General features: G+C 62.0%; 20 protein-coding genes. 2 read left to right on the forward strand and 18 right to left on the reverse strand.

The features are described from left to right. Nucleotides 1-89 precede the first annotated feature (89 nt). The 8 genes from ASN89_RS10635 to ASN89_RS10670 form a co-directional block, all read right to left on the reverse strand. Entirely contained in the window at nucleotides 90-2,141 is a 2,052-nt protein-coding gene (locus ASN89_RS10635; RefSeq protein ID WP_058049260.1) for an esterase-like activity of phytase family protein, read from the reverse strand. 71 nt (nucleotides 2,142-2,212) lie between these two features. Beyond that, nucleotides 2,213-3,139, reverse strand: coding sequence for a helix-turn-helix domain-containing protein (locus ASN89_RS10640; RefSeq protein WP_046684811.1), 927 nt, complete (start codon nucleotides 3,137-3,139; stop codon nucleotides 2,213-2,215). A gap of 55 nt (nucleotides 3,140-3,194) precedes the next feature. Then, nucleotides 3,195-4,112, reverse strand: a complete 918-nt coding sequence (locus tag ASN89_RS10645) for a helix-turn-helix domain-containing protein (protein WP_046684812.1) — start codon at nucleotides 4,110-4,112, stop codon at nucleotides 3,195-3,197. A 15-nt stretch (nucleotides 4,113-4,127) separates the two neighbouring features. Then, nucleotides 4,128-5,603 carry a mannitol dehydrogenase family protein gene (locus ASN89_RS10650; protein ID WP_200969019.1) on the reverse strand — a complete coding sequence of 492 codons (1,476 nt, stop codon included), beginning with the start codon at nucleotides 5,601-5,603 and terminating at the stop codon, nucleotides 4,128-4,130. Nucleotide 5,604: 1 nt separating this feature from the next. After that, on the reverse strand, nucleotides 5,605-6,651 hold the full coding sequence (locus ASN89_RS10655) for an ABC transporter ATP-binding protein (protein ID WP_058049262.1): 1,047 nt from the start codon (nucleotides 6,649-6,651) through the stop codon (nucleotides 5,605-5,607). A 23-nt stretch (nucleotides 6,652-6,674) separates the two neighbouring features. After that, nucleotides 6,675-7,493 (reverse strand): carbohydrate ABC transporter permease, encoded by an 819-nt coding sequence (locus tag ASN89_RS10660; protein ID WP_046684815.1) that lies wholly within the window; start codon nucleotides 7,491-7,493, stop codon nucleotides 6,675-6,677. Nucleotides 7,494-7,503: 10 nt separating this feature from the next. Then, nucleotides 7,504-8,364 carry a carbohydrate ABC transporter permease gene (locus ASN89_RS10665; RefSeq protein WP_058049263.1) on the reverse strand — a complete coding sequence of 287 codons (861 nt, stop codon included), beginning with the start codon at nucleotides 8,362-8,364 and terminating at the stop codon, nucleotides 7,504-7,506. A 217-nt stretch (nucleotides 8,365-8,581) separates the two neighbouring features. Then, nucleotides 8,582-9,892: an ABC transporter substrate-binding protein gene (locus ASN89_RS10670; RefSeq protein WP_046684817.1), complete on the reverse strand. Its 1,311-nt coding sequence runs from the start codon at nucleotides 9,890-9,892 to the stop codon at nucleotides 8,582-8,584. Nucleotides 9,893-10,202: 310 nt separating this feature from the next. On the opposite strand from ASN89_RS10670, the gene ASN89_RS10675 reads away from it, so the two are divergent. Beyond that, nucleotides 10,203-11,474, forward strand: a complete 1,272-nt coding sequence (locus tag ASN89_RS10675; protein ID WP_058049264.1) for a maltoporin — start codon at nucleotides 10,203-10,205, stop codon at nucleotides 11,472-11,474. A 76-nt stretch (nucleotides 11,475-11,550) separates the two neighbouring features. Here ASN89_RS10675 and ASN89_RS10680 read toward each other — a convergent pair whose 3' ends face one another. Next, nucleotides 11,551-13,974 (reverse strand): chitinase C-terminal domain-containing protein, encoded by a 2,424-nt coding sequence (locus tag ASN89_RS10680; RefSeq protein WP_082654516.1) that lies wholly within the window; start codon nucleotides 13,972-13,974, stop codon nucleotides 11,551-11,553. 112 nt (nucleotides 13,975-14,086) lie between these two features. Beyond that, on the reverse strand, nucleotides 14,087-15,544 hold the full coding sequence (locus ASN89_RS10690; RefSeq protein ID WP_235501932.1) for a glycoside hydrolase family 19 protein: 1,458 nt from the start codon (nucleotides 15,542-15,544) through the stop codon (nucleotides 14,087-14,089). 1 nt (nucleotide 15,545) lies between these two features. On the opposite strand from ASN89_RS10690, the gene ASN89_RS28660 reads away from it, so the two are divergent. Further along, nucleotides 15,546-15,818: a hypothetical protein gene (locus tag ASN89_RS28660; protein ID WP_152988535.1), complete on the forward strand. Its 273-nt coding sequence runs from the start codon at nucleotides 15,546-15,548 to the stop codon at nucleotides 15,816-15,818. A 25-nt stretch (nucleotides 15,819-15,843) separates the two neighbouring features. Here the strand turns inward: ASN89_RS28660 and ASN89_RS10695 are convergent, their stop codons facing one another. The 8 genes from ASN89_RS10695 to ASN89_RS10730 form a co-directional block, all read right to left on the reverse strand. Beyond that, nucleotides 15,844-16,458 carry a c-type cytochrome gene (locus tag ASN89_RS10695; protein WP_058049266.1) on the reverse strand — a complete coding sequence of 205 codons (615 nt, stop codon included), beginning with the start codon at nucleotides 16,456-16,458 and terminating at the stop codon, nucleotides 15,844-15,846. A gap of 10 nt (nucleotides 16,459-16,468) precedes the next feature. Then, the gene (locus ASN89_RS10700; RefSeq protein ID WP_058049267.1) at nucleotides 16,469-17,695 is read right to left on the reverse strand and encodes a molybdopterin-dependent oxidoreductase; all 1,227 of its coding nucleotides are present in this window, start codon (nucleotides 17,693-17,695) and stop codon (nucleotides 16,469-16,471) included. Further along, a complete protein-coding gene (locus ASN89_RS10705; RefSeq protein ID WP_046683319.1) occupies nucleotides 17,688-19,115 on the reverse strand; it encodes an amino acid permease in 1,428 nt (475 codons plus the stop codon). Before ASN89_RS10705 ends, ASN89_RS10700 begins: the two co-directional genes overlap by 8 nt. Nucleotides 19,116-19,415: 300 nt before the next feature. Beyond that, entirely contained in the window at nucleotides 19,416-20,210 is a 795-nt protein-coding gene (locus ASN89_RS10710) for an ABC transporter permease subunit (protein ID WP_058049276.1), read from the reverse strand. A 79-nt stretch (nucleotides 20,211-20,289) separates the two neighbouring features. Then, nucleotides 20,290-21,105: a taurine ABC transporter ATP-binding protein gene (locus ASN89_RS10715; RefSeq protein ID WP_035828937.1), complete on the reverse strand. Its 816-nt coding sequence runs from the start codon at nucleotides 21,103-21,105 to the stop codon at nucleotides 20,290-20,292. 84 nt (nucleotides 21,106-21,189) lie between these two features. Continuing rightward, nucleotides 21,190-22,239, reverse strand: a complete 1,050-nt coding sequence (gene tauA, locus ASN89_RS10720; protein WP_058049268.1) for a taurine ABC transporter substrate-binding protein — start codon at nucleotides 22,237-22,239, stop codon at nucleotides 21,190-21,192. 119 nt (nucleotides 22,240-22,358) lie between these two features. Then, the gene (locus tag ASN89_RS10725) at nucleotides 22,359-23,798 is read right to left on the reverse strand and encodes an NAD(P)/FAD-dependent oxidoreductase (protein ID WP_046683325.1); all 1,440 of its coding nucleotides are present in this window, start codon (nucleotides 23,796-23,798) and stop codon (nucleotides 22,359-22,361) included. Between the two features lie 25 nt (nucleotides 23,799-23,823). After that, nucleotides 23,824-24,240, reverse strand: coding sequence for a nuclear transport factor 2 family protein (locus ASN89_RS10730; protein ID WP_046683317.1), 417 nt, complete (start codon nucleotides 24,238-24,240; stop codon nucleotides 23,824-23,826).

Here is a 24,240-nt window from a genome sequence, read left to right on the forward strand (position 1 = left end):
GAGATGCACCGCGCGGCTTTTTATCGTGCAAGTGGATGGTAGGTCGGATTAGCGGCGCGCAGCGCCGCGTAATCCGACACAGCAGCACATCAATACGTATTAAGCGCCTTGGCAAACTTCACGATCCACAAACGGCTTGGACGCTCGCGGTCGTCGCCGCGCGCCACGCGGATGGTGTTGGCGGCGTTGCAACCGGCCGCGCTGCTGGTGACGATGGTGCCGTTCGCATCGACCGTGCACTTGGTCACGTCGGCGCCATCGACTTCCACGCCATTCGCGTCAAAGACCTTGGTTTTCAGGCCGAAGTCATTGTCGTTGGCCAGCGCGATGGTGGAGTCGTCGATCAGGGTCAGGCCCTCGGCCTTTTCCGCCGCCCAGCCGATGGCGTTCAAGTCCAAGAGCAGGGTTTTCTTCAGCGGTGTGACGGTGGCCCAGTCGGCGCCATTGACGGCCACGCCGCCCATGCTGCTTTTTTCCAGGTCCGACGTCGTCGCGTTGAAGGCGGCGGCCGCGATGTCCGTGGCGCCCTTCAGTTCAACCAGCATCAGTTTATTGAACACCTTGCCCGACGGCGCGGCGCCCTGCTCGATGACGAGGAATTTGCCGCCGCCCAGCGCCACCATGTCGCCCAGCTTGGCGTTGCCCGTGCGGCCATCCTGGTAGTCGGCCGCATTCAAGGGATACGCATACATCTTGCCGCTGGTGCCCGTCGTCGGGTCGAATTCGATCCAACGCGTGAAGCGGGCGAAGCGCTCGACCTGTTCATTCTTCTTCGTCACCGAATATGGTGCGCTGCCGTCGGACAGGGGGCTTTGCAGGAAGGCGTACAGCTTGTCGTTGCTCGTATCGAGCGCCATGCCTTCCATGCCGCGGTTGGCGCGGCGCTTGGCGAACAGCGCCGGCAAGCCCTTGCCCGGCTCGTACTTGGCCTGGATGATGCCGGTGGCCGCGTCGATCTTGACGATGAACGGACCGTATTCGTCGGACACCCACAGCGCGTTGCGCTTTGTATCGACGACGATGGACTCCGAATCGAGGCCGCCCGCATTGAAGACAGCCTTGCCGGTGGCGTCGAACTTCATCGCATCCATGACGGGAATCTCGGCCGAATTGCCGACGGCGCCAACTGGCACGGGCAAACCCGAGCTGTTGACGGTGGCCGATACCTTGATCGGCGTCGACGAACTCAGGACGGCGCCGTTCTTGCCCACAGTGAGCACGCCGAACGAAGGCGTAAAGCTCGGCGACGGGAATATCTTGCTGCCGATGGTGCCCTTGCCCGATGGATCGGGCACGAGCGGGCCATCGCCGTTCGGACCCCGGTCCGTCAAGCCATAGAATTCCAGGTCGCCGGCCGCATTCTTGCCCTTGTAGGCCAGGCCCGAACCATACGATGGCAAAAAGCCGTTCGGGAATTCGCCCTTGATCTTGGCGTTGGCGCCTTCGTACGGCACGTAGAACTTGCTGTCCGCCTGGATCTGGTAGCGCGTCACCGTCACTTTGACTTCGCCGACCGGATTGGCTTGCGTCAGCGCCTCGTTGACGGGCGCGCCCGCTTTCGAGGCCAGGGTGTCTTCGAAATGCTCGCGCACGAGGGCGCGGCGCTCCGCATCGACCGTGCGGCCGGCGAATTTAGCGCCCACGGCCGCCAGATGCGCGGACAGGGCCGCGTTGAAGACGGCCGGTGCGGTGGCGAAATCGAGCGTCTTGCCGGCCAGCGCAGCCTTTACTTCCGCCGTCAGCTTGATGCCGTTCGACGGATCGCTGTCCTCGTCCAGCAATTGCAGCGCCAGCAGGCGGTTGACGACCTTGTCGTCCGCCACGTTGGTGCTGGCGGCCAGCGCCAGCGGCGTGACGACGGCGCTGCACGGCGCCGAGCCCAGGGCCAGGCCGCCCACGCTGAAGGCTACCGTGTCGCCCGGGTTGCAAATGAATTCGCCCTTGGCATTGGTGCTGGCCTTGGCCGCGCTGCCAGCCACGTAATCGAGGCCTTCCACCGCGCCGTCGAGGAACACGCCCGTCTGCGCCACGGGCTTGGCCGGCTCATTGTGGCTGTCGCTGCCGCCACAGGCGGCCAGGGCCAGGCCGGCGGCGATGGCCAGCAGGGTCAGTTTCGGGGTGGACGTTACGGCAGTCTTCATGCATTCCTCGGCTAGGGTGGGATTGAAGCCGTGGAGGATAACTGTTCAAAGTGACAAGCCCATGACAGGCATCACGGCGGTGGCGTATCCGCAACAGGCCCGCCGATGCCGCCAAAGCGTCCATCGGCCTGGCGCCGGAATTCCTTCGGCGTGACGCCCTTCACCTGCAAAAAGCGCCGGTTGAAGTTGGCCACGTTCTGGAAACCCACGTCGTAACAGACGTTGGATACGTATTGATCCGTATCCATCAGCAGCTGGCAAGCCTTGTTGATGCGCAGGCGGTTCATGAAATCCGTGAAGCTGTTGCCCGTCGCCTTGCGGAAGAAGCGCGAGAATTTACTCAGCGACATGCCCACCTGCTCGGCCAGCATTTCCGCCGAAATCGGCTCGCGGTAATTGTCCGTGATGTAATTGAGGACGGCATTGACCTTGGCCAGGGTGGCGTCATCGTCATACGAGCGCAGGGAGGCGCTCGACAGCAAGCGGTAATTGGCCGTGCGCGCCAGCTTGCTCATCAGCTGGACGAATTCGGCGAAGCGCTCGGCGCCATGCGTGGCGCGGATGCGCGCCAGATGCTGCTCGGCCTCGTGACCCATGTCGAAAAACTCCACGCCATAGCTGGAGCGCTCGAGCAGCGGCAGCAGCTCGCGCAATTCGGGAATCACGCGCGCGGCGCCCGCCAGCGGTGCGTGGGCGAATTGCACGATCATGTCGCGCAGGGCCACGCCGCCTTCCGGCATCACGTTGGATATCCAGTTATGCGGCAATCGCGGCCCCGTCAGCACCAGGTGGCCCGGCGAAAACTCACCTATATAGTCGCCCACGAACAATCGCCCGCTGGTGGCGACGATCAGGTGCAGCTCATACTCTTCATGGCAGTGCCAGCGCACGCGCGAGCTGGGATAGCCATGTTCCAGGTAATTGATGATGCCGTCGTAGCTTTCGCGTTCCAGTTCGGGCGCCTTGCGCTCGCTGTCCTTCTGCCATCGGTATTCCATGCTTGTCTCTCCCAGGCTGTCCCCGCCTGTGCCATCCAATGTACCTCAAAAAGCGTCACTCGCCAAAGCGGCCCAGCGCCTGCTGGCGAAATTCCTTTGGCGTCATGCCCTTCAATTCCAGGAAGCGCCGGTTGAAATTGGCCACGTTATTGAATCCCGCCTCGTAGCAGATGTTGCTGACGTAGCGCTCCGTCTCCATCAGCAGCTGGCACGCCTTGTTGATGCGCAGGCGGTTGACGAAGTCCGTGAAGCTGTTGCCCGTGGCGCTGCGAAAGAAGCGCGAAAACGTCCGCTCGGGCATGTCCACCTGCTCGGCCAGCTGCTTCAGCGAGAACTGACTGCTGTAATTGTGCACGATGTAGTTGATGGCGGAACTGATGCGCGCCAGCGCCACGTCGTCGTCGCTTGACTGCATCGGCACCGTCGACAGCAGCTGGTAGTCGCTGGTCTGCGCCAGCTCGCCCAGCAGGGTCAGAAATTCGATGAAGCGCGGCAGGCCGCTGCTGTCGCGGATGCGCCGGAAGCGCCGCAACGACTGTTCGCTGACGCCAAAGAATTCCACGCCGTGCAGGGCGCGCTGCAGCAGCGGAAAAACATCCTTCAATTCAGGAATGGCGGCGGCCATCGACGCCAGCGGCGCATGCGAAAACTGGACCACCATGTCGCGCAGGGCCACGCCTTCGGGCGGCGTGTCGAGCGAGACCCAGTTGTGCGGCACGCGCGGCCCCGTCAGCACCAGGTGGCCGGGCGTGAACTGGCCGATGTAGTCGCCGACGAAGACCTTGCCGCTGCTCTCGACGATCAGGTGCAGCTCGTACTCGTCGTGATAATGCCAGCGCACCAGCGCATTCGGAAAGCCGTGCTCGAGGTAGCGGATGAAGCCGAAACTGCCTTTTGGCTCGAAGCCGGGCGTGGCGTCGCGCTGCTGTTCCAGCTCCATCTGCGGCAGTGAGGCATCGGCTTTGCGTGGCATGGCGCGCCCTCCCCGTCAGGTCACGATCTGTTCCAGCGCTCCGCGCGCCCCCAGCCCGTACAGGCTGGCCAGCGCTTGCTCCACCGCTTGCGTGAACGCTGGCGTGTCGCTCAAGTCGCCGAACAGCTCCCGCAGGGACAGCAGCGCCGCAGCGTCCGCCCCGCCCTGCAGCGCCAGCGCGCGCAGGCGCGCCGCATACGGGTCGTTCAGGGGCATCTCGCGCCCCTGCTCGTCATGGCCCTCCAGGTAGCGGAACCAGCAGGCCACGGTAAACGCCAGCAGCTTGATGGCGCCGCCCTGCCCCAGCGCTTCGCGCACGGACGGCAGCACGAATTTCGGGATGCGCGCCGAGCCCTCCGTGCCGATGCGCGCCAGCTGGTCACGCACGGCCGGATTCGAGAAGCGCTCGATCAGGGTATCTTTATAACTGGCCAGGTCGACGCCTTCCACTTCGTCCAGCAGCGGGGTGACCTCGTCATCCATCATGCGCCGCACCAGTGCGCGGATGCCAGGATCGCCCATCGCTTCGTGCGCAAACGTGTAACCGAGCTGCATGCCGATGTAGCACAGGGCCTGGTGGCTGGCATTCAAGAGGCGCAGCTTCATCTTTTCATACGGCAGCACGTCGTGCGTCATCTGCGCGCCCACATTTTCCCAGGCCGGCCGGCCCTGCGGGAATTCGTCTTCGATGACCCACTGGCGGAACGGCTCGCACACGACGGGCCAAGCATCGACGATGCCGAAGCTGTCGCGCACGAGCGCCCGGTGTTCATCCGTGGTGGCTGGCGTAATGCGGTCGACCATGCTGTTGGGGAAGCTGCCATCGGTGGCCAGCCAGCGCGCCAGCTCGAGATCGCGCAGGGCGACAAAGGCCAGCAGCATCTTGCGCGTGACGTCGCCATTGTTTTGCAGGTTATCGCAAGACATGATGGTAAACGGCGCCAGGCCACGTTGGTGGCGCAAGGCCAGCGCGGCGGCCAGGTAGCCGAACGAACAGCGCGGCGATTCCGGATGCGCCAGTTCATGCACGATGTCGGGGTGAGCCGCATCGAATTCGCCCGTGCCCTGGTTCACGTAATAGCCGCCCTCGGTGATGGTCAGCGCGACGATGCGCGTGCCGGGGTCGGCCAGCTTTTCCAGCACGGCTTGCGGGTCGTCGGGCGCATACAGGTAGTCGCCGATGCAGCCGATGATGCGGGCGGAGTCGCCGGCCGCGCTGCGCTCGACCACCGTGTACAAGCCATCCTGCGCCCGCATGGCGTCGCGCATGGCCGCGTCATGCGCCAGCAAGCCCACGCCGCAGTATCCCCATTCCACATTGCCGGGCAAGGCCAGCAAATCGTCGAGGTAGACGGCCTGGTGGGCGCGGAAAAAACCGCCCACGCCGATGTGCACGATGCTGGGCACGAGCGTCTCGCGCACGTACGCGGGCACGGTAACGGTGGCCGGCAGCTTTGCCAGGTTCGCCGGTTTCAGTTCAATGGCGCTCATTTCAAACTCCCTTGGCGGCGGCATAGGTCTTGCCGGCGCGGTCAAAATAATGGACGCAGCCCGGCTCGAACGTCAAATGCGTCTGCTGGCCCGGCTGCAGGCTGCTGCGCTCGGCGCCGCGCGACACCACCTGCACGTTGTTCGGCAAGCGCACATAGGTCAGGGTTTCCACGCCCAAGGATTCCACCAGGTCGACGGTGACGGGCACGCTGCCCGGCTGCGCCGCGCCCAGGTGTACGTGTTCGGGACGGATGCCGACAAAGCCGTCCGCCTGCGCCGCGCCGCCCGCCTGCGCCAGCAGCTGCGGCGCCGCATCGGCCGGCACCACGTTCATGCTGGGCGTGCCGATGAATTGCGCGACAAAACGGTTCGCGGGGCGGTCATACAATTCCAGGGGCGAGCCATGCTGCTCGATCTGCCCGTCGCGCAGCACCACCACCCTGTCGGCCAGGGTCATCGCTTCGACCTGGTCATGCGTGACATAGATGGTGGTGGCGCCCAGTTCGCGGTGCAGCTTGGCGATCTCGATGCGTGTCTGCACGCGCAAGGCCGCATCGAGATTCGACAGCGGTTCATCGAACAGGAACACTTTCGGGTCGCGCACGATGGCGCGCCCGATGGCCACCCGCTGGCGCTGGCCGCCCGACAGTTCCTTCGGCGTGCGCTCCAGGTATTTTCCCAGGTCGAGGATGGCGGCCGCCTTGTCGACTTTCTCGCGGATGATGGCGGGATCGACGCCAGCCAGTTTCAGCGCGAACGACATGTTCTGGAACACCGTCATGTGCGGATACAGCGCATACGATTGAAAGACCATCGCCAGGTCGCGCTTCGACGACGGCAGGGCCGTGATGTCGCGCCCGTCGAGCGACAGCTTGCCGCCGTCGGTCGGTTCCAGGCCCGCGATCAGGCGCAGCAGGGTGGACTTGCCGCAGCCGGACGGCCCGACGAAGACGACGAACTCGCCCTGTTTGATCTCCAGGTCAATGCCCTTGATGGCGCGGTGCTCGCCAAAGAATTTTTCGATATTGCTCAATTGAAGGTAGGCCATGGTGTGTGTCTCTATTCTGTAGTTTATTTGACTGCGCCGAAAGTCATGCCTTGCACGAGTTGCTTCTGGCAGAACCAGCCCAGCGCCATGATGGGCGCAATGGCCATCAGCGAAGCGGCCGACAATTTCGCCCAGAACAAGCCTTCCGGGCTGGAATACGAGGCGATGAGCCAGGCCAGGGTGCCCGCGTTGGACGCGCCCAGGTTCAGCGACCAGAACGATTCATTCCAAGACCACACCATGCAGACCAGCGCCGTGGACGCGATGCCGCCCACGGACAATGGCAGCACGACGTGGCGGAATTCATCCCACACGGTGGCGCCATCCATGCGCGACGCTTCGAGGATTTCGCGCGGCAGTTCCTTCATGCTCGTGTACAGCAGCCAGATCATGATGGGCAAATTCATCAGCATGAACATGATGGTCAGGCCGATGCGCGTGTCGAGCAGGCCGAAGTACTGGTAGCAGATATAGATCGGCATCAGGGCGCCCACTCCGGGCATGTAGCGCGAGCTGAGCATGAATTTCAGCAAGCCGATGGTGCCGCCCGTGGGAAAGAAAGCCATCGAATAGGCGGCCGGGATGGCGATCAGCAGGCCGATGGCCGTCGAGAGCACGCTGGTAAACAGCGAGTTCCACGCGTAGCCGAAGTAATTGTCGCGCGCCAGCACTTCGCGGAAACTGTCCAGGGTCGGCGTGAAGAACAGCAGCGGCGGCGTGGAAATGGCCTGCCCTTCCGTCTTGAAAGCCATCAGGCCCAGCCAGAAGATGGGAAAGAACAGCAGCAGCGCGAACAGCCAGGCGGCGGCCGTGCGGCTATACAAATTGAGTTTGCTATGCATCAAGGGCTCCTTATTTCGACAGATTCTTGCCGATGACGCGCATCAGGAAGAAGGCGGCGATGTTGGCGATGAGCACGGCGAACAGGGCGCCGGCCGAGGCCGCTCCCACGTCATACGACAGCAGTGCCTGCTGATAGATCATGAAGGTGATGGTGGTCGTGTCGAAGCCGGGACCGCCGCCCGTGGTGGTAAAAATTTCCGCAAAGATCGACAGCAAAAAGATCATCTCGATCATCAGCACCACCGAGACGGCGCGGCCCAGGTGGGGAATGTAGAGGTAGCGCAGCTGCTGCAGATAGGTGGCGCCATCCATGCGCGCCGCTTCCAGCTGCTCGCGGTCCATCGACTGCAGGGCCGTCATGAAAATCAAACATGCAAACGGCAGCCATTGCCACGAAACCATCATGATGATGGAAAACAGCGGGTGGGCCGACAGCCAGTCGACGGGCGTGGCGCCAAAGAACAGACTGATTTGCGCGAACAGGCCGTAGATCGGATTGAGCAGCATGTTCTTCCACATCAGGGCATTGACGGCCGGCATGATGAGGAAGGGCGAAATCAGGAGCACGCGCACGACGGCGCGCCCCGGGAAGGCCTCGTTGATCAGCAGCCCCAGCGCCGTGCCCAGCACCACCGTGACCAGCATCACGGAAAACAGCAGGGTAAACGTGTTCTGCAAGGCCGGCAGGAACGAAGCATCGGTAAAGAAAAAGTGAAAATTGGCCAGGCCATGGAAAGGATGGCCGCTCGGATCGAGCATGGAATAGCGCACGAACGCGTAATACAGGGTGATCAGCAGCGGGATCACGGAAATGACGGAGACGGCGACCACGGCCGGCGTCAGCAAAGTCCGGGGGATAATGCGTTTCATAGGATTCTCTTGAGACGTGAGGTGAGTAATTGATCTCGCGCAATAGCAAGGCCAGTCACGTCACCTGTTTTACAAACCAAACGGCACAGCAAAGATGCCTGGCAAAACCGTAGCGAGCGACAGTGATTTGTGGCCGAGAAGCGCAACCGTACTTTAGTACGGTGAGCATCGCCGGCCGCAAAGCGCGACGCGCAGTAGGTTTGGTCAGGCTATCTTCCTACTTGTAGTACCCGCCTTTGCGCATCTCACGCTCCGCCGTCTGCTGCGACAATTCCAGCGCCTGGTCCACCGTCACCTTGCCCAGCAATGCTGCCGCCATCTGCTGGCCCGCTGCCACGCCGATCACCTGGAATTCGGGAATCGACGCGAATTGCACTCCCACGTACGGCGATGGCGGCAAGGTGCTTTGCACGGCGCGCGTGGTGGCCAGGGCCTTGCCTTCGGCGGCGGCAAATTTCGCCACTTTCTGGAACTCGGGGCTCGCATACGTCGACTTGCGCGTGCCTGTCGGCACGTTGGCCCAGCTCGTTTCCTTGGCCACCAGTTTCACGTAGTCGGGCGACGTGGCCCAGTTGATGAAGCGTTGCGCTTCGTTCGGGTGCTTGGAGCTGGCTGGAATCGCCAGCGACCAGATCCACAGCCAGTTGGCGCCCCGCTCCGTCACGCCGACGGGCGACTGGGCGAACGCCACCTTGTCGGCCACCTTGCTTTGCTTGGGATCCGTGATGAAGGAGGCGGCAATCGTCGCGTCGATCCAGATGCCGCACTTGCCCTGGTTGAACAGCGCCAGGTTTTCATTGAAACTGTTGGCGGCCGCGCCCGGCGGGCCGTATTTCTTCATCAGGTCGACGTACATGTTGACGGCGTCCTTCCACGGCTTGCTGGTAAATTGCGGCTTCCATTTCATGTCGAACAGCTGGCCGCCGTAGGAATTGGCCATGGTGGTAATCAACGCCATATTATCGCCCCAGCCCGGCTTGCCGCGCAGACAGATGCCGTACACGCCGTTGGCCGGATCGTGCAGCTTGGCCGCCACGTCGCGCAGCTGGTTCCAGGACGGGCGGTCCTCGATCGTTACACCCGCTTTTTTGACGAGGTCGCTGCGGTACATGATCATCGAGCTTTCACCATAGAACGGCGACGCGTACAGCTTGCCGTCGCCGGACAAGCCTTCGCGGATGGCCGGCAGCAAGTCGTCGATATCGTATTTGGCGTCCGGCTTGATGGGGATCAGCCAGTTTTTCTTGCCCCAGATGGGTGTTTCATACAGGCCGATGGTCATCACGTCGAACTGGCCGCCCTTGGTGGCGATATCGGTGGTCATGCGCTGACGCAAGACGCCCTCTTCCAGGGTCACCCATTTGAGCTTGATGTCGGGATTGGCTTGCTCGAAGAACTTGCTGAGCTTTTGCATTTCGATCATGTGGCCGTTGTTGACGGTCGCGATGACCAGGTCGGTGGCGGCAAAAGCGGACGAAGCGAAGCAGAAAGCGCCGGCGCACAGCGCGGCAATGGCGGAACGTTTCATTGTGTGTCTCCAGTGTTTTTTGTCGTTGGCAATGCTCAGGTACTTAGCACCACGACCACAATGTAGCACCGGACTTTGATACTTTCTGATACTCCAAAACCGCAATTCGATACTCCTTTGCAAGCCTGCCATGCGCAAGAGTATCGATATGTGGCAAAAACAACACTCTGAAAGAAAGTATCAGTACTTGCACGTTTTGTATCAGGGTGGTTAAAAAAGCGCTGCTAGACTTGGTTTTCGGCATTAGACCGTGTGCGGCGACCACCTTCCGGGGCGTCACCGCTACCACCAACATTCTTCTGGAGACCGCATGAATCGCACTGCATTGAAAACTTTACCTGCCCTGCTCCTGGCCATCGCCAGCGCTTCCGCCATGGCCGACCCCATGTACCCATCCGACTCCGAAGGCTTCCACGGCTACCTGCGCGCTGGCGCCGGCAGCAATACCTCGGGCGACGGCGGTTCGCAAGGCTGCTTCGGCCTCGGCGGCAATACCATGAAATATCGTCTGGGCAATGAGTGCGACGCCTACACGGAATTCGGCTACACCAAGTCTGTCGCCAAGTCCGGCGGCGTGAACTACCTGGCCACCATCTGGGTCAACGCTTACGCGCCAAACTCGGATTTCGGCGACAACAAACTGGGCATCGTCAAAGCCTATGTCGAAGCGCAGGGACTCGATTTCCTGAACGGCGGCACGGCCTGGATCGGTAAGCGCTTCTACTACCGTCCTGACATCCACATGCTGGATCTGCAATACATCAACATGAACGGCACGGGCGCCGGCCTGGACCGCATTCCTGCCGGTCCTGGTAAATTCTCGTATGCCTTCTTCAAGGACAACGACATCAACGACCGCAATGCCGACGGCACCATCCGTGGCACCAAGTCGGCCGTGCGCCAGAACTTCATCTACGGCGAGATCCCCGTCAATGAAAACGGCACCCTGGACCTGGCCGCGACCTACATCATCGGCGAAGGCAAGGACACCGACGCTTTTGGCGAAAAGCACAACGGCTGGCAGTTGTCGGCATTCCACCGTCAAGGTAAGGTATTTGGCGGCGGCAATACCTTCGGCGTGCAGTACGGCGTCGGTCCTGGCACGGGCAAGGGCGCGCAGTTCGGCGCATCGGGCGACACCGGTTTCGGTTCGGACGTGAAACGCACGCGCATCTTCAATGACATGGCGATCCAGCCGATGGCCAACTTCGGCATGGAATTTGTCGCCCTGTGGCAAAAAGACGAGTCGAAAGCCACCGGTTCCTCGACCTGGACCTCGGTCGGCGTGCGTCCCGTGTACGCCTTCACCGACAACTTCAAGCTGGTGGGCGAACTGGGCACGGACCGCGTGACGCAATCGGGCGGCCAGCCAGCCAAGCGCTTGACCAAGCTGACCATCGCACCGACGATCTCCGCCGGTCCTGGCCTGTGGTCGCGTCCTGAACTGCGCGCTTTCGTGACGTACGGCAAATGGAACGATGCGGCCACCGCCTCGGTCAACGCGTCGAACAACGGCGGCCCGATCTACAACAACAATACCAGCGGCACGTCGTATGGTTTCCAGGTAGAGACCTGGTTTTAAGCCAGCTTAACGGCAGCCATTGAAAAAGGGCGGAACCTCGGTTCCGCCCTTCTCTGTTTACACTACCGGATTCAACTTACGGCAAGGCCACCGGCAGTTCCGGATACTCCTGCGTCAGCGCATACTTGGTGCCGCCCACGGTCACCGTGTAATTGGCCGGTCCCGAGATCGGCAGGCGGTAGTTCAAGGTCAGCGCCACGGAGCCGCCCGGCGCCAGCGATTGCCAGGCAGGGATCGCGAAGCGGGCCCGGTTGTAGTTCTTCGTGAAGCCGCCGATATTGTTCGGCCCCGTGTAGCCGGCATTGATCACCGTCAAGCCGAATCCGGACTGGTCGCTCATGTCCGATGGCGCCGACACGGGATAGTCGAACTCCACCACGGTGCCGCCCGGCAGGGTCGAGGCCGTGTTGTTCTTCACCGTCATGACGGGATTGATGGGGAAGTTGTTGTCGCCCAGCTTCCAGCCGCCCAGGGTGATGCTGACATTGGCCGCCGTGCCCGGCATGGCGATTTCGGCGCGCTTGTTGCCGTACACGCCAGCCGTGCGGAAGGCCTGGTACAGCACGTCCGTCAGGGTGGTGCCCATGAAGTACTCGCCCTTGCCGCCATTGCGCGTGGCATCCCAGGCATAGTCGCCCGCCATTTCCCAGATCATCACGCCGCCGATATTGTTGTTGACGATGTACTGGGCCTTGGCCGCGATCGACTGCGTGGTTTCCGTGGAAATGAACACTTTCTTGGTCGCATTCCACAGCCACGGCGCCACCATGGTGCTGCTGTAGTACGGCACATAGGTGCCCACCAGCGCCTTGTCCGTGACTTTATAGGCGTCCAGGTAGCTCGGCACGATACCGTTTTGCAAGTTCAGCGCATGCCAGATGGGGTTGCCGCCGCCTGGGGTCGGTTTACCTTGCGAGTCGAGGTCGTACCAGACGTTGTCGATGCCGGTGGCGCCCATGCCGCAGGTTTTTACGCCCGCGCAAGTGACCGTCGAATTGGTCAGCGCCGTCGTGCCCCACAGGCCATTCGTGCCGCCCGTCACATCCTTCCAGCCGCGCGTGTAGAACGGAACGCCGATATTGATGCGCCCCGCCTGCATGGCGCCCCGGTAATAGCGGTAGGCCCAGTCCGTATTCAGGTAGCCGATGTTCTGGTACTGGTAGGCATTACCGGCACGCAATTCGCCATCGTTGCCGTCGTCAAACAGCGCCGCGTTTGGTCCCACGTACTGGTTCCACGCGCCGTGCAAGTCGTAGGTCATCAGGCTGGCGTAATCGAGATATTTCAATCCCGACATATTTTCCTCGCCGCGCAAGACCCAGCCCGAAGCGGAGCCGGCGATGGTCAGCAAGTAATACTTGTTGTCCTGCACGGCCGCTTCGTCGAGCTTCTGGCGCAGCACTTTCAGCAGCACGTTGTAGCTCGTCATCAAACCGGCCAGGCGCGGTTTCGAGACGGCGAAGTCGTTCGGATTTCCCGCTTCATTGTTGGTGGTCGGATGTTCGTAATCGACATCGACGCCATCGAAGAAGTTGTACTGGCGCACGAAGGCCACCATGGAATCGGCCAGGGTGTTGATGCCGGCCGTGTTGATGCTGCCATCCGCATTCGTCGTGGCCGTGTAGAAGCCGCCGCTGCCGGCCCAGCCGCCCACGGAAATCATCAGTTTCACGCCCGGATACTTCTTCTTGTATTGCGCCAGCAAATTGAAGTGGCCCTTGTACGGCAGGGACGGGTCCATGGCCGCGGCCGGCACGTTCGGCCACGTGAGGCCCGTATCGGGATTGGCCGCGCCGCTGCCGATGGCGATTTTCGACGTCGCCGGGTCGACGGAAGCGAACGCATAGTTCAGGTGGGTGATCTTGTCCCATGGCAGGTTATTCACCAGATACGTGGGGCTGCCATCGACGCCCGTGCGCCAGCTGGCAAAATAGCCGACGATGCGCCGGTTCAAGCCATTGCCCAGCACTTCGCGGCCATTTGCGTCGTACACCTTGCAGTACGGCACGTTCGGTACGGCCGAGATGAGACCGTCTGGACGGCAAGCCGTGGGCGTGGGCGTCGGTGTCGGCGTTGGTGTCGGTGTTGGCGTTGGTGTTGGTGTTGGTGTTGGCGTTGGTGTTGGTGTTGGTGTTGGTGTTGGTGTTGGTGTTGGTGTTGGTGTTGGTGTTGGTGTTGGTGTTGGTGTTGGTGTTGGCGTCGGCGTTGGTGTTGGCGTCGGCGTCGGGGTTGGAGTCGGCGTATCCGTCACAGCCCATGGCCCCCACTGGTCGGCGGCGCTGGGGACATTGCCCTGCGTCCACCATTTTGCCTTGTAGGTGACGCCCTGGTAAAGCACGCACTGGCCGCCCGTGTAGACGGTGGCGGCATCCCAGACGGCGCACGCTTCCACGGCGGCGAGCAAGGTGTTCGGGGTGGCGGTCGTGCCGTCCTGGCCGCCGCCTCCGCAAGCGACGAGCACGCCGCTGAGCAGGGCCATCAATAATGCATTCGATTTCATGTTGTATTGGTCTCCGTTATGGTTTTACAGCTTGTACGTTGTGAGCTGTTGCAGGCCCCTCGAGGGGCTCTTGTCAACTGTTATCCCTGGCTGGCTGGTCCTGCCTTTACTGCTACTGCAACTTCACATTCCAGTTGGCTTCCACGCATTTCACGTAGTTCCCGGCCAGCAAGGCGCTGTACGGGGTTTGATAGCTGACCAGCTGGCATTGGTTCTCGCCACCGGCGCTCCAGTTCTTTTCCCAATAAATGTTGTAGGAAGCGGAACTGGCCGGGGTGAAGCGCTGCATGTTGGCGCAAGACAATTGTTCGCCGGAATAATCCCAGCCCATGTCGGCGGCAAACTGCTTGTAGTAATCGATGCGGTTTTGCGCGGCCTGCTTTTCCGTGCCCTGTCCGCATTCGGCGTTGATGATCATGATGGTGGTGGCAAAGTTATTACCGGCGCCAGCCGTCGTGTCGGCCGCGTTCGGCACCCACGTGCCGTCGAGCACATGCAGCATCGACGGTTTCGGCGGTTGCGGATAGACAAAGAAGAACGTGGCCGACGCCAGGTTCAGCCAGGTCGACGCCACCAGGTCCGGATTCTTCAGCAGCACGGACTGGTCGCCGTCATGCATGGCTTGCGAGAAGGGACCGTAGTTGTAGTTGTACGACAGCTGCTTGGCGCCGCGGCCGAAATATTTCTTGAAGCTGCCGTCCGCATTCTTGCCGCAGGTCCAGACCTTGTTGAAGACGGGATCGGCGCACTCGACGTTGTAGCCGCAGCCGGCGCCCGTCTCGTCGCAGCCCAGCTCGCGCAGATACTTCAAGCCCTGGCGCCATTGCGGCAGCGGGCTGCTGGCGTTATGGTCGCCCGTTTCCTGCACGAAGTGGGCGAACATGGTGGCCAGGCTGTGGCGGCAGATGGCGTCCGCATTGCGCCCGTCGCTGTAGTCGTCGCACACGGCGGGGAACTTGGCCACGGCTTGCAGGAAGCGCTGGTAGGTGTAGCTGGCGTCGCGCGCGGCAAAATAGTAATCCCATTTCGCCGCCGGCAGCAGGCGCTCGACCCGCTTGACGTTGAGCGGGTTGCTGGCCAGTCCCGGCTGCACGGCCTCGACGGCCGTATTGCCCAGGGTACGGATCGACGCCTTGACCTTGCGGAAGAAATCGTTGTTCGTCAGCGCCGCCTCGTTGGCCTCGGCCTGGGCCTTGGTGGGAATGCCAGGCGTTGGCGTTGGCGTTGGCGTTGGGGTCGGTGTCGGCGTTGGAGTGGGCGTTGGCGTCGGGGTGGGCGTCGGGGTTGGAGTGCTCGTATCGAGGCTCCACGGTCCCCACTGGTCGTTGTTCGGCGCCGTGCCCTGCACCCACCATTTGGCCCGATACACCTTGCCGTCATAGACGGCGCACTGGCCCGCCGTGTAGACGGCAGCGGCGCTCCAGGCCGCGCAACTGTCGCTGGCGGCCGTGGCGGCCAGCAGGGTCGATGGGGGTTCGGTGGTGGAATTGCCGCCGCATGCGAGCAGCGCGCTGCCCAGCAGGCCAGCCATCAATGGCGAGGCCAGCCGGCTAATTTGCCGTGTCTTCACAATGTCTCCTGAACGTTATACGAAAACTATCGAAGTAGCTTTTTATGTTGTACGTAAAGAAAGCACAGCGAAGCATCGGCTTTCTGCACAGAGAATGCGACGCCCTAAATTGGTAGTCAAGTGGTTTTATATAACGGTGTTTTTTACAGTACCAGTGCTGTTGACCGCTGCGTTGGCAAGCGATGCGGCGGTGAATGAGACAGGTAAAAAAAAGCCCGCTGCGCAATGGCAGCGGGCAATACCGCGCAAGATGGGTGAAAGCAAGTGGTATTAAGGGTTGCCGCGCGTCCGGGACAACCTTATCTGTTCAGCACGTACTTCGCCAGGGCCGCAGCATCGGCTGCACTGAGCTGGCTGAATGGCGGCATGGGCACGGGGCCCCATTTGCCGGCGCCGCCATTGCGGATATTCGCCGCCACGGCAGCGACTCCGTCCTTGCCCTTGTACCTGGCCGCCACCTCCGCAAAGCCGGGGCCGACCACTTTCTGGTCGAGGGCGTGGCAAGCCATACAGCCGTTCGTCGCCAGCAAGGTCTTGACATCCTTGCCGCTGGCGGCCGGGGCAGCGGCGGCAACGGGTTTGGCGATGACCGCGCCCGGTGCAACGGCGCCCCGCTCCACGCCATAGGTTTTCACCAGGTAATCGACCATGGCCGGCACGTCCGCGTCGTCAAACTGGGCGCCGAACGGCTTTTTCATCTTCTTGACGGTCGCTTCCCAGTAGGCGCGCGGCGAAGCGGGCGGCTGGCTCGATGCATACTGGGCCGCGTGGCATGTCATGCAGTTGCGCTGCACAAGCTGGTAGCCGGGCAATTCGCTGGGTTTGTAGGTCGCCGTTTCCGGCGGCAAATGGATTTCCAGCGCGCACGCGCCACCCGCCGCCGACAGTGCCAGCGCGGCAAACAAAATCTTCATATGGTTCTCCTCACACTGCCTGGATGCGCGTGGTTTCCACCACGTTGCGCATATAACCCATGGGATTCCACAGGGCTTTCATGGGCTGGCTCTGGCCGATGCGGTTGACGGCGCGCACCATCAGCACGTGCTTGCCCTTGCGCGGCGCCTTCATGACCATCGTCCATTCGCGGAACGAAAAGCGTCCCAGGTCCTTGCCCAGCTTCGCCTCCTGCCACGTCTGGCCGCCGTCCACCGACACGGCTACCTCGCTGATGCCTTGGCCGCCATCAAAAGCGATGCCGCGCAGGGCCAGGTCGCGCCCCGCCTTCACTTGCGCGCCATCTTGCACGCTGGTAATGAAGGAGCGCACGTTGAGGCGGCTGATCGGCGTCGTCTTGCCCACGGGCGCGCCCGGCTCGATGAAGCCGGAGCCATTGTCGGGAATGCGGTAGCCCGTGCTCATCCAGAAGCCGTCGAACGGCTTGTCGAGCACCGTGATTTCGCTCAGGTGCTTGACCCAGTAAGTGCCATAGAAGCCCGGCACGATCAGGCGCAGCGGATAGCCGTTGAGGAAAGGAATGTCCTCGCCATTCATGGCCCAGGCCAGCATCACGTCGCCGGCCATGATGTGCTCGACGGACAACGCTTTTTGAAAGTCGGGACCATCGCCCACGGGCGGCGTTTCCAGGCCATTGAAGGCGACCTGCACGGCACTGGCCGCAATGCCGGCCCTTTCCAGCACGGTTTTCAGGGGGATGCCCGTCCAGCGGGCATTGCCCATGGCGCCATTGCTCAGCTGCCCGCCATTCGCGCGCGGGGCAAAGAAGCCGCGGCTGTTGCCCGAACATTGCGTGACAGCCACCACGTCGACCGGATCGGCCAGCTGCTTCAGTTCGGCCAGCGACAATTCCAAAGGCGTCTTCACCAGACCGGCGATGCGCAGCCGGTAGCTGCCGCCATCGATGCTGGTGGGCAAGCCACTCCAGTGGTAGCGCACGAAAAACGCATCGTTGGGCGTGATCGCACCCTCGCTGAAGACGCTGAACGGCGTTTCCAGCTGGGGCGGTCGGCTGGTCAGCAGGATCAGCGGGCGCTTTTGCGGAAACGCCACCAGTTCGCGCTCGCCGTTTTCAAATGGCAAGGTGACGGAAGCGGAGGCGGCCAAGGATGGCGCCGCCATGGCGGCGGCGCCCAGGGTGGCCGTCGTGCGCAGGAAGCGGCGCCGGCCTGCGGGCAACAAGGTCGTGTCAGACATGTTTGAGCTCCACTTTGGCTTCGTTGTCACCGTTGCGGTCGTCGTTGACGAGCTTCTTGATGTAGTACATGACGCTCATGATGACCACGCTCAACAGGCCGAACCAGAACGACACGCGCTGCTCCGTATCGGACGACACGCTCATGGCGCCGAGGATCACCAGCATGGCGATGATGGTAAAATACGTCAGGTAGGGGAACAGCCACATGCGCACCTTGATGCGTTCCGGGCATTCGCGTTCCAGGCGGCGGCGCAAACGCAATTGAGATATCGCAATGAGCAGGTAGACGAACAGGATCAGGATGCCGTAGGAGTTGACGATGAAGGGAAACACGAGGTCGGCCGACACATACGATACGGCAATGGCGAAGTAGGCGAACAGGGTGCTGAACAGGATGGCGCGAATCGGCACGCCATTCTTGCTCAGCTTGACCAGGCCCGTGGGCGCATCGCCGCGGCGCGTCAATGCAAAGATCATGCGCGACGAAGCGTACAGGCTGGAATTCAGGGCTGACAGCACGGCCGTCAAAATGATGGCGTTCATGATGTGGGCCGCGTACGGGATATTCATGACGGTCAGAGCACTGACGAATGGCGTGGCGATGGCCGGCGAATCCCAGGGCACGATGCAGACGACAACAAACATGGAGCCGACATAGAACATCAGCACGCGCGTGATGACGGAATTGGTGGCGCGGGCGATGGCTTTGGCCGGGTCCGACGTTTCGGCGGCGGCGATGGTAACGATTTCGGCGCCCGAATAAAAGGCCGTGGCGGCGACGGCGCCACTGAGCACCGGTCCCCAGCCGTGCGGCATGAAGCCGCCGTTGCTCGTCAAAAAGCCCAGAGTCGGGATGCTGTTGGGCAAGCTGCCCGTGATGAACAGGGCGCCGACGAACAGGAAGACGATGATGGCGACCACCTTGATCGAGGCGAACCAGAATTCGAATTCGCCGAACGCTTTCACGGAGAACAGGTTAAGGATGGTCATCGAGACGAGCAGCACCAGGCTGATCGACCACGACGGCACGTCGGGCAGCCAGAAGTTGACGAGCTTGGCGCCGGCGATGGCTTCCAAGGCCACGACGACGACCCAGAAATACCAGTACATCCAGCCGCTCATGAAACCGAGGAATTTCGAGACCTTCGGCTTGTCGTCGAAGGCCAGGCGCGCGTATTCGTAGAAGGAGCCGACCACGGGCAGGGACGAAGCCAGCTCGCCCAGCATGCGCATGATCAGGACGACGAGGCCGCCCGTGAGCAGGAAGGACAGGATGGCGGCCGGGCCGGCGGCCTTGGCGATGACGCCGCTGCCGACAAAGAGGCCGGCGCCGATCACGCCGCCGATGGCGATCATGCTCATGTGGCGTTGCTTCAGCGAGTGCTGCAAGCCGGTACTGTTATGCGATTCGCTAATCATTTGTGTCTCCTAGTAATATCTGAAGCTCGGTGCGCCCTCGCCTGCTGCGGCTGGTTTCAGCCGCGCGGCTTTGTTTTATTTAGGCAACACCGTCAAGCAGCATCGATACATCATCAAATCAGTCTGGTTGGCTGCATGCCATAAGTCAATCTGGAAATGCAGCGGCCCGGCGCGGCGCCCAAGGGGCAATCGCGCTGGAGAGTAAGTACGGGGTATTGCGGGTTATTGCTGAACTATTGCTGCTTTAAAAATGGGAGCGGCGGCAACACTTGTGGCGTGCGCGCCACTCCCAAGAACGTCTTACACCTTGCCCTTCCATGGCACGAGGGTACGTTCGAGGTAACGCATCATCAAATCAAACAGGAAAGCAAAGAAGCCGATCACGATAATGCCCATGATCACCACATCGCTGGCCAGGAACTCGGAAGCGCTGAGCACCATGTAGCCGAGGCCGCGTGTGGCCGCCACCATTTCGCCCGCCACCAGGGTGGTCCAGCCCACGCCGATGCCGATGCGCATGCCGGTGAGGATTTCCGGAATCGCGGCACGCAGAATCACGTGCACGATCACTTGGAAACGGGTGGCGCCCATCGAGTACGCCGCGTGGATTTGCTCCAGCGACACGGAGCTGACGCCGGCGCGGGCCGCGATGGCCATCGGTGCAAAGATGGCCAGGAAGATCAGGTAGACCTTCGAAAACTCGCCAATGCCGAACCAGATGATAACCAGTGGCAAGTAAGCGAGCGGCGGCAGCGGGCGGTAGAACTCGATCAAGGGATCGAAGATGCCGCGTGCCACGCGGTTGACGCCCATCATCACGCCGACGGGAATGGCGAACAGGCACGCCAGGCCAAACGCGCCGAACACCCGCACCAGACTGGCGACAGTGTGTTCCCACAAGGTGGCGCCGCCGAAACCGGTGGTGGCGGCCATGATGAATTTTTCATACACGGCTTGCGGCGACGGCAGGAACAGCGGTTTGACCATGCCGCTGGCCGTCACGCCAAACCACAACAGCAATACAGCGATGACGGTGACGGTGGCGATGCGGCTGGAATTGCCCTGCCCCGGCGCGCCGAACGCTTCGCCGGGCATGGCGCAGCGGGGAGCGAACAGGCGGCCAAAGAAGCCGGCGCGCTTGGCGGTGGTGGGAGGAAATCCCACGGCGGATGGGCTATGCATGGGACACCTCCAGCTCTTTATTGACTGCGCGCTCGTCGCCATAAATGATGTTGAGCACAGTTTCGCGCATCTTGATGAAGTCCGGGCTCGATTTCACGGCGCGCGCATCGCGGCATTCGAGGAAGCGCTTGTTGAAATCGAGTTCATACGTGTGCGTGATGCGGCCCGGGCGGGGCGACATGACGATCAGCCGGTTCGCCAGGAACAGCGCCTCGTCGACGCTGTGGGTGATGAAGAAGAACATGGTGCTGGACTTGGCCCAGATATCGAGCAGCAATTCCTGGATGGTTTCGCGCGTGAGCGCATCGAGCGCCGCCATCGGTTCATCCATCAGCAGCATGGCGGGATTGCTGGTCAGGGCGCGGGCGATGCCCACCCTTTGCTGCATGCCGCCTGACAACTGATAAATCATATTGTCGTGAAAGTCCTTCAAGCCGACCAGCGCCAGGTTTTTTGCCGCCTGTTCGCGCCGCACGGCTTTAGCAACCCCTTGCAGCTTCAAGCCGAATTCCACGTTTTCCATCACGTTCAGCCATGGCAGCAAGGCATGTTTCTGGAACACGACGCCACGGTCGGCGCCCGGCCCTTCCACTTTGTTGCTGCCCAACATGATTTCGCCCTTGGACGGGGCGATAAAGCCCGCCATCAGGCTCAGCAAGGTAGTCTTGCCGCAGCCCGAGGCGCCCAGCGCGACGACGAAGTCGCCGCTATTGATGGTGAGATTAATATTATTTAAGGCATGTACGCGTTCACCGGCCGTCTTGCCCGGATAAATCACGCTGACATCCTTGACGTAGAGATTTTCCATCATGTGCCCCGCATAGGTGTAATCACTTCAGTTCAACGCTCTCTGTTCAGTCAGCGCGCCCGCAGGCGCGCCATCGCACAACGTTTACTTCAGCAGGCCGGCGGCCTGTGCATACCTGGGTGTCACATACTTGGCGTAATCAGTTGCCAGGGTGTCGATCTTGCCTTCGCCCTTGAGGAATTGCGCCGTGGCCAGCAAGGCTTGCGCCACGCCGCCCTTCGCGCCGCCACCGAGCCAGGCCGGCGAAGCCTGCTCCTGCAGCGATGGGTAGGCGTACAGAGCCACGGAAGCGGCCACGTCCTTGGCGGCCGCGCCCGAATGCTTGACGTTGGCCTTCACTTGCGGGGAATCGATGGTCCACGCCTTCGGATTGGCGCGGTAGTCGGCGTCGGCGGTAGCCATCACCTTGACGAACTTGGCCATGAAGTCGGCATTCGCTTCGCCCCAGGCGCGTTCGACGGCCATGCCGTCGAACGTGGCCTTGCCCTTCTTGCTCAATTCGCCGGAAGTGACGAGTACCTTGCCGTTTTGCTTGAGCTTGCTCAAGGCCGGATCCCACACGAAGGCGGCATCGATGTCGCCCCGTTCCCAGGCGGCGGCGATCTGGTTCGGCTGCATGTTGAGCAATTTCACTTCCGTGGGCTTGATGCCCCACGTTTCCAGCGCGAACATGGTATGGAAGTGCGTGGTGGAAACGAAAGGCACGGCGATCTTCTTGCCGCGCAAGTCCGTCGGCTTGGCGATGCCGGCGCCATTGCGGGCCACCATGGCTTCGGCTTCATTGATGTCGTCGATGATCCAGAACAGCTGCAGATCGACGCCGCGGCTGACGGCCGCCGTCAAGGGACTCGAACCGATGACACCGATCTGCACGTCGCCGGACGCCATGCCGGTGGCTACCTTGGCGCCCGAATCGAACTTGCGCCAGTTGATTTTATAGCCGGTGGTTTTTTCCACTTCGCCGCTGGCGATCGCGACGAGGAAGGGACCGTTGATTTCCTGGTAGGCAATCGTCACTTCCTTGCTTTGCGCGAAGGCGGTACCGCTGGAGGCCGCCACTACACCCAGCACCAGGGTGCCGAGGACGGCGCGGCGCATCGTTGAAAAAACCGTTTTGCTCGTATTTGTGTTCATGTCTCACTCCAAGATTTATTGTTATGTGTGAACGTTCGGGCAATATCTGCTCCTTGCGGAACAGGCGCCGCTGGTTGCTCTTTGTCAACCATACGGCGGCTTGGTACGGCTACTGCGATTTAAAACACTTCATCTTTCAGGTGATACCAGCGGTACAAGAAGCGCTGGCCCAGGCGGCGGAACGGGGCGAACGCTTGCGACTCGACCAGTTCCATCATGTTCGGGTACGGCAGTTTCGAATTGAAGATCGGCAAGCCCGTGTCGCTGGCCTTGCCGGCGATGCGCTCGGCCATGCGCCGGCCCGCCTGCGCCGAGTACATGACGCCGTTGCCGCCGTAGCCGAGCGAATAGAAGATCGATTGCTTCGGATCCGGTTGCACGATGCGCGGCATCATGTCGTGGCTGACGTCGACCCAGCCCCACCACGAGTAATCGATGGCGATGCCCGTCAGCGCAGGGAACTTGCGGTGCAGATCGTTGATCAAAAACTGTTTGTACTTCTCGTCCGGCGCGTCGGCGCCCGTGATGGCGCTGCGGCTGCCGATCTGCACGCGGTTGTCCGGCATCAGGCGGTAGTAGTGGCGCAAGATGCGCGTATCCGTGATCACCTGGTGGGTGCGGAAGTTGCACGCCTCGATTTCCGCCGGCGTCAACGGGCGCGTGACGAGCGAGTTGGACAAGATCGGCAACAGGCGGTTCTTCACTTGCGGATGCAGATGCGGCGAGGTGTAGCCGCCCGTGGCCACGGCCACGGAACGGGCACGCACCACGCCGCCCGGCGTTTGCAGATAATGCACGCCGTTGCGCGTTTCCCAGCCCATCACGGGGCTCGACGGGTGCACCTTGGCGCCCAGCGCACGGGCCTTGCGCAGGTAGCCGAACGCCAGCTTGCCCGCATGGATGCCGATGCCTTCCGGCTCGTGCAGCGCGCCGGCCGCTTCCTTGTCGTCGACGAATTCGCGCTTGACGGTGTCGGCGTCGAGGATGCGCGCGTCGTACTTGAAGATCTCGCGCATGATCTTGGCTTCTTTTTCCAGCGCGGGCATGGCTTTCGCCTTATGGGCGATGTACAGGTGGCCGCCCGGCTGCGGCTCGCAATCGATGTCGGCCGTGATCTTCTTGAACGTTTCCATCGCGTCGCACACTTCCGCGTGCAGTTTCAGGGCCGTGTCCATGCCGTAGCGATCAATCCACTGCGAGCGCTTCAGGCGGCCCGTCGTGCATTGCGCCTGGCCGCCATTGCGCGTGCTGCAGCCCCAGCTGACCCGGTTCGCTTCCAGCACGGTCGCCTTGATGCCGTGCTCCTGGGCCAGGAAGATGGCGCAGGAGAGGCCGGTAAAACCCGAGCCGATGATGGCCACGTCGACGTCGATGTCATGCGTGATGGGGCCGTCGTCGGCAGGCGGCTCGCCGGCCGTGCCGATCCAGTAGGTGGGCGCGTAGGCATTGCCGTGGCCGGGGCGCTGGGCCACCAGCGGATCGTAGGCGGGATCGTAGGACGTGCGGGCGGCGGTGCTGGTGCCCAGTACGTCAGATGGGGTGTCGACAGGTTTGTTCATGATCATTCCCGGTGAACGTGCTGGCTCAGGCGGCTTTGTTGCCGGTCGCGACGGGTGGGCGATCCTTGCGGAAGGCATTTTTTACTGCTATCTTGCCGTCGCGGAAGGTGAAGATATCGACCATGCGCGCTTCGATGCGCGTGCCGTCCGCCTTGGTGCCGGCAAACGTCGATTCCGTCACGCCGCGCTCGCCGCTGACGAAGTGCACGGGATTGAGCCAGGCGGCGTCAGGGAAGGTTTGCCAGGCCAGCTCGAAGCCGGCGCGCACGGCGTCGCGGCCAATAAAACTCTTGCCCAGCAGATCAGGGCCGGCCACGGCGTGGAATTCGCAGTCGTCGGCCATGGCAGCCATCAGGGCATCGATATCGTGGCGGTTCCAGGCATCGCCGAACGCTTGCAGGAAGTCAGTGGTGACGGCGTCGGTAGGTACTCGTGTGTTCAT

The sequence above is a fragment of the Janthinobacterium sp. Ant5-2-1 genome (assembly GCF_001445815.1).
GTDB lineage: Bacteria > Pseudomonadota > Gammaproteobacteria > Burkholderiales > Burkholderiaceae_D > Janthinobacterium > Janthinobacterium lividum_E.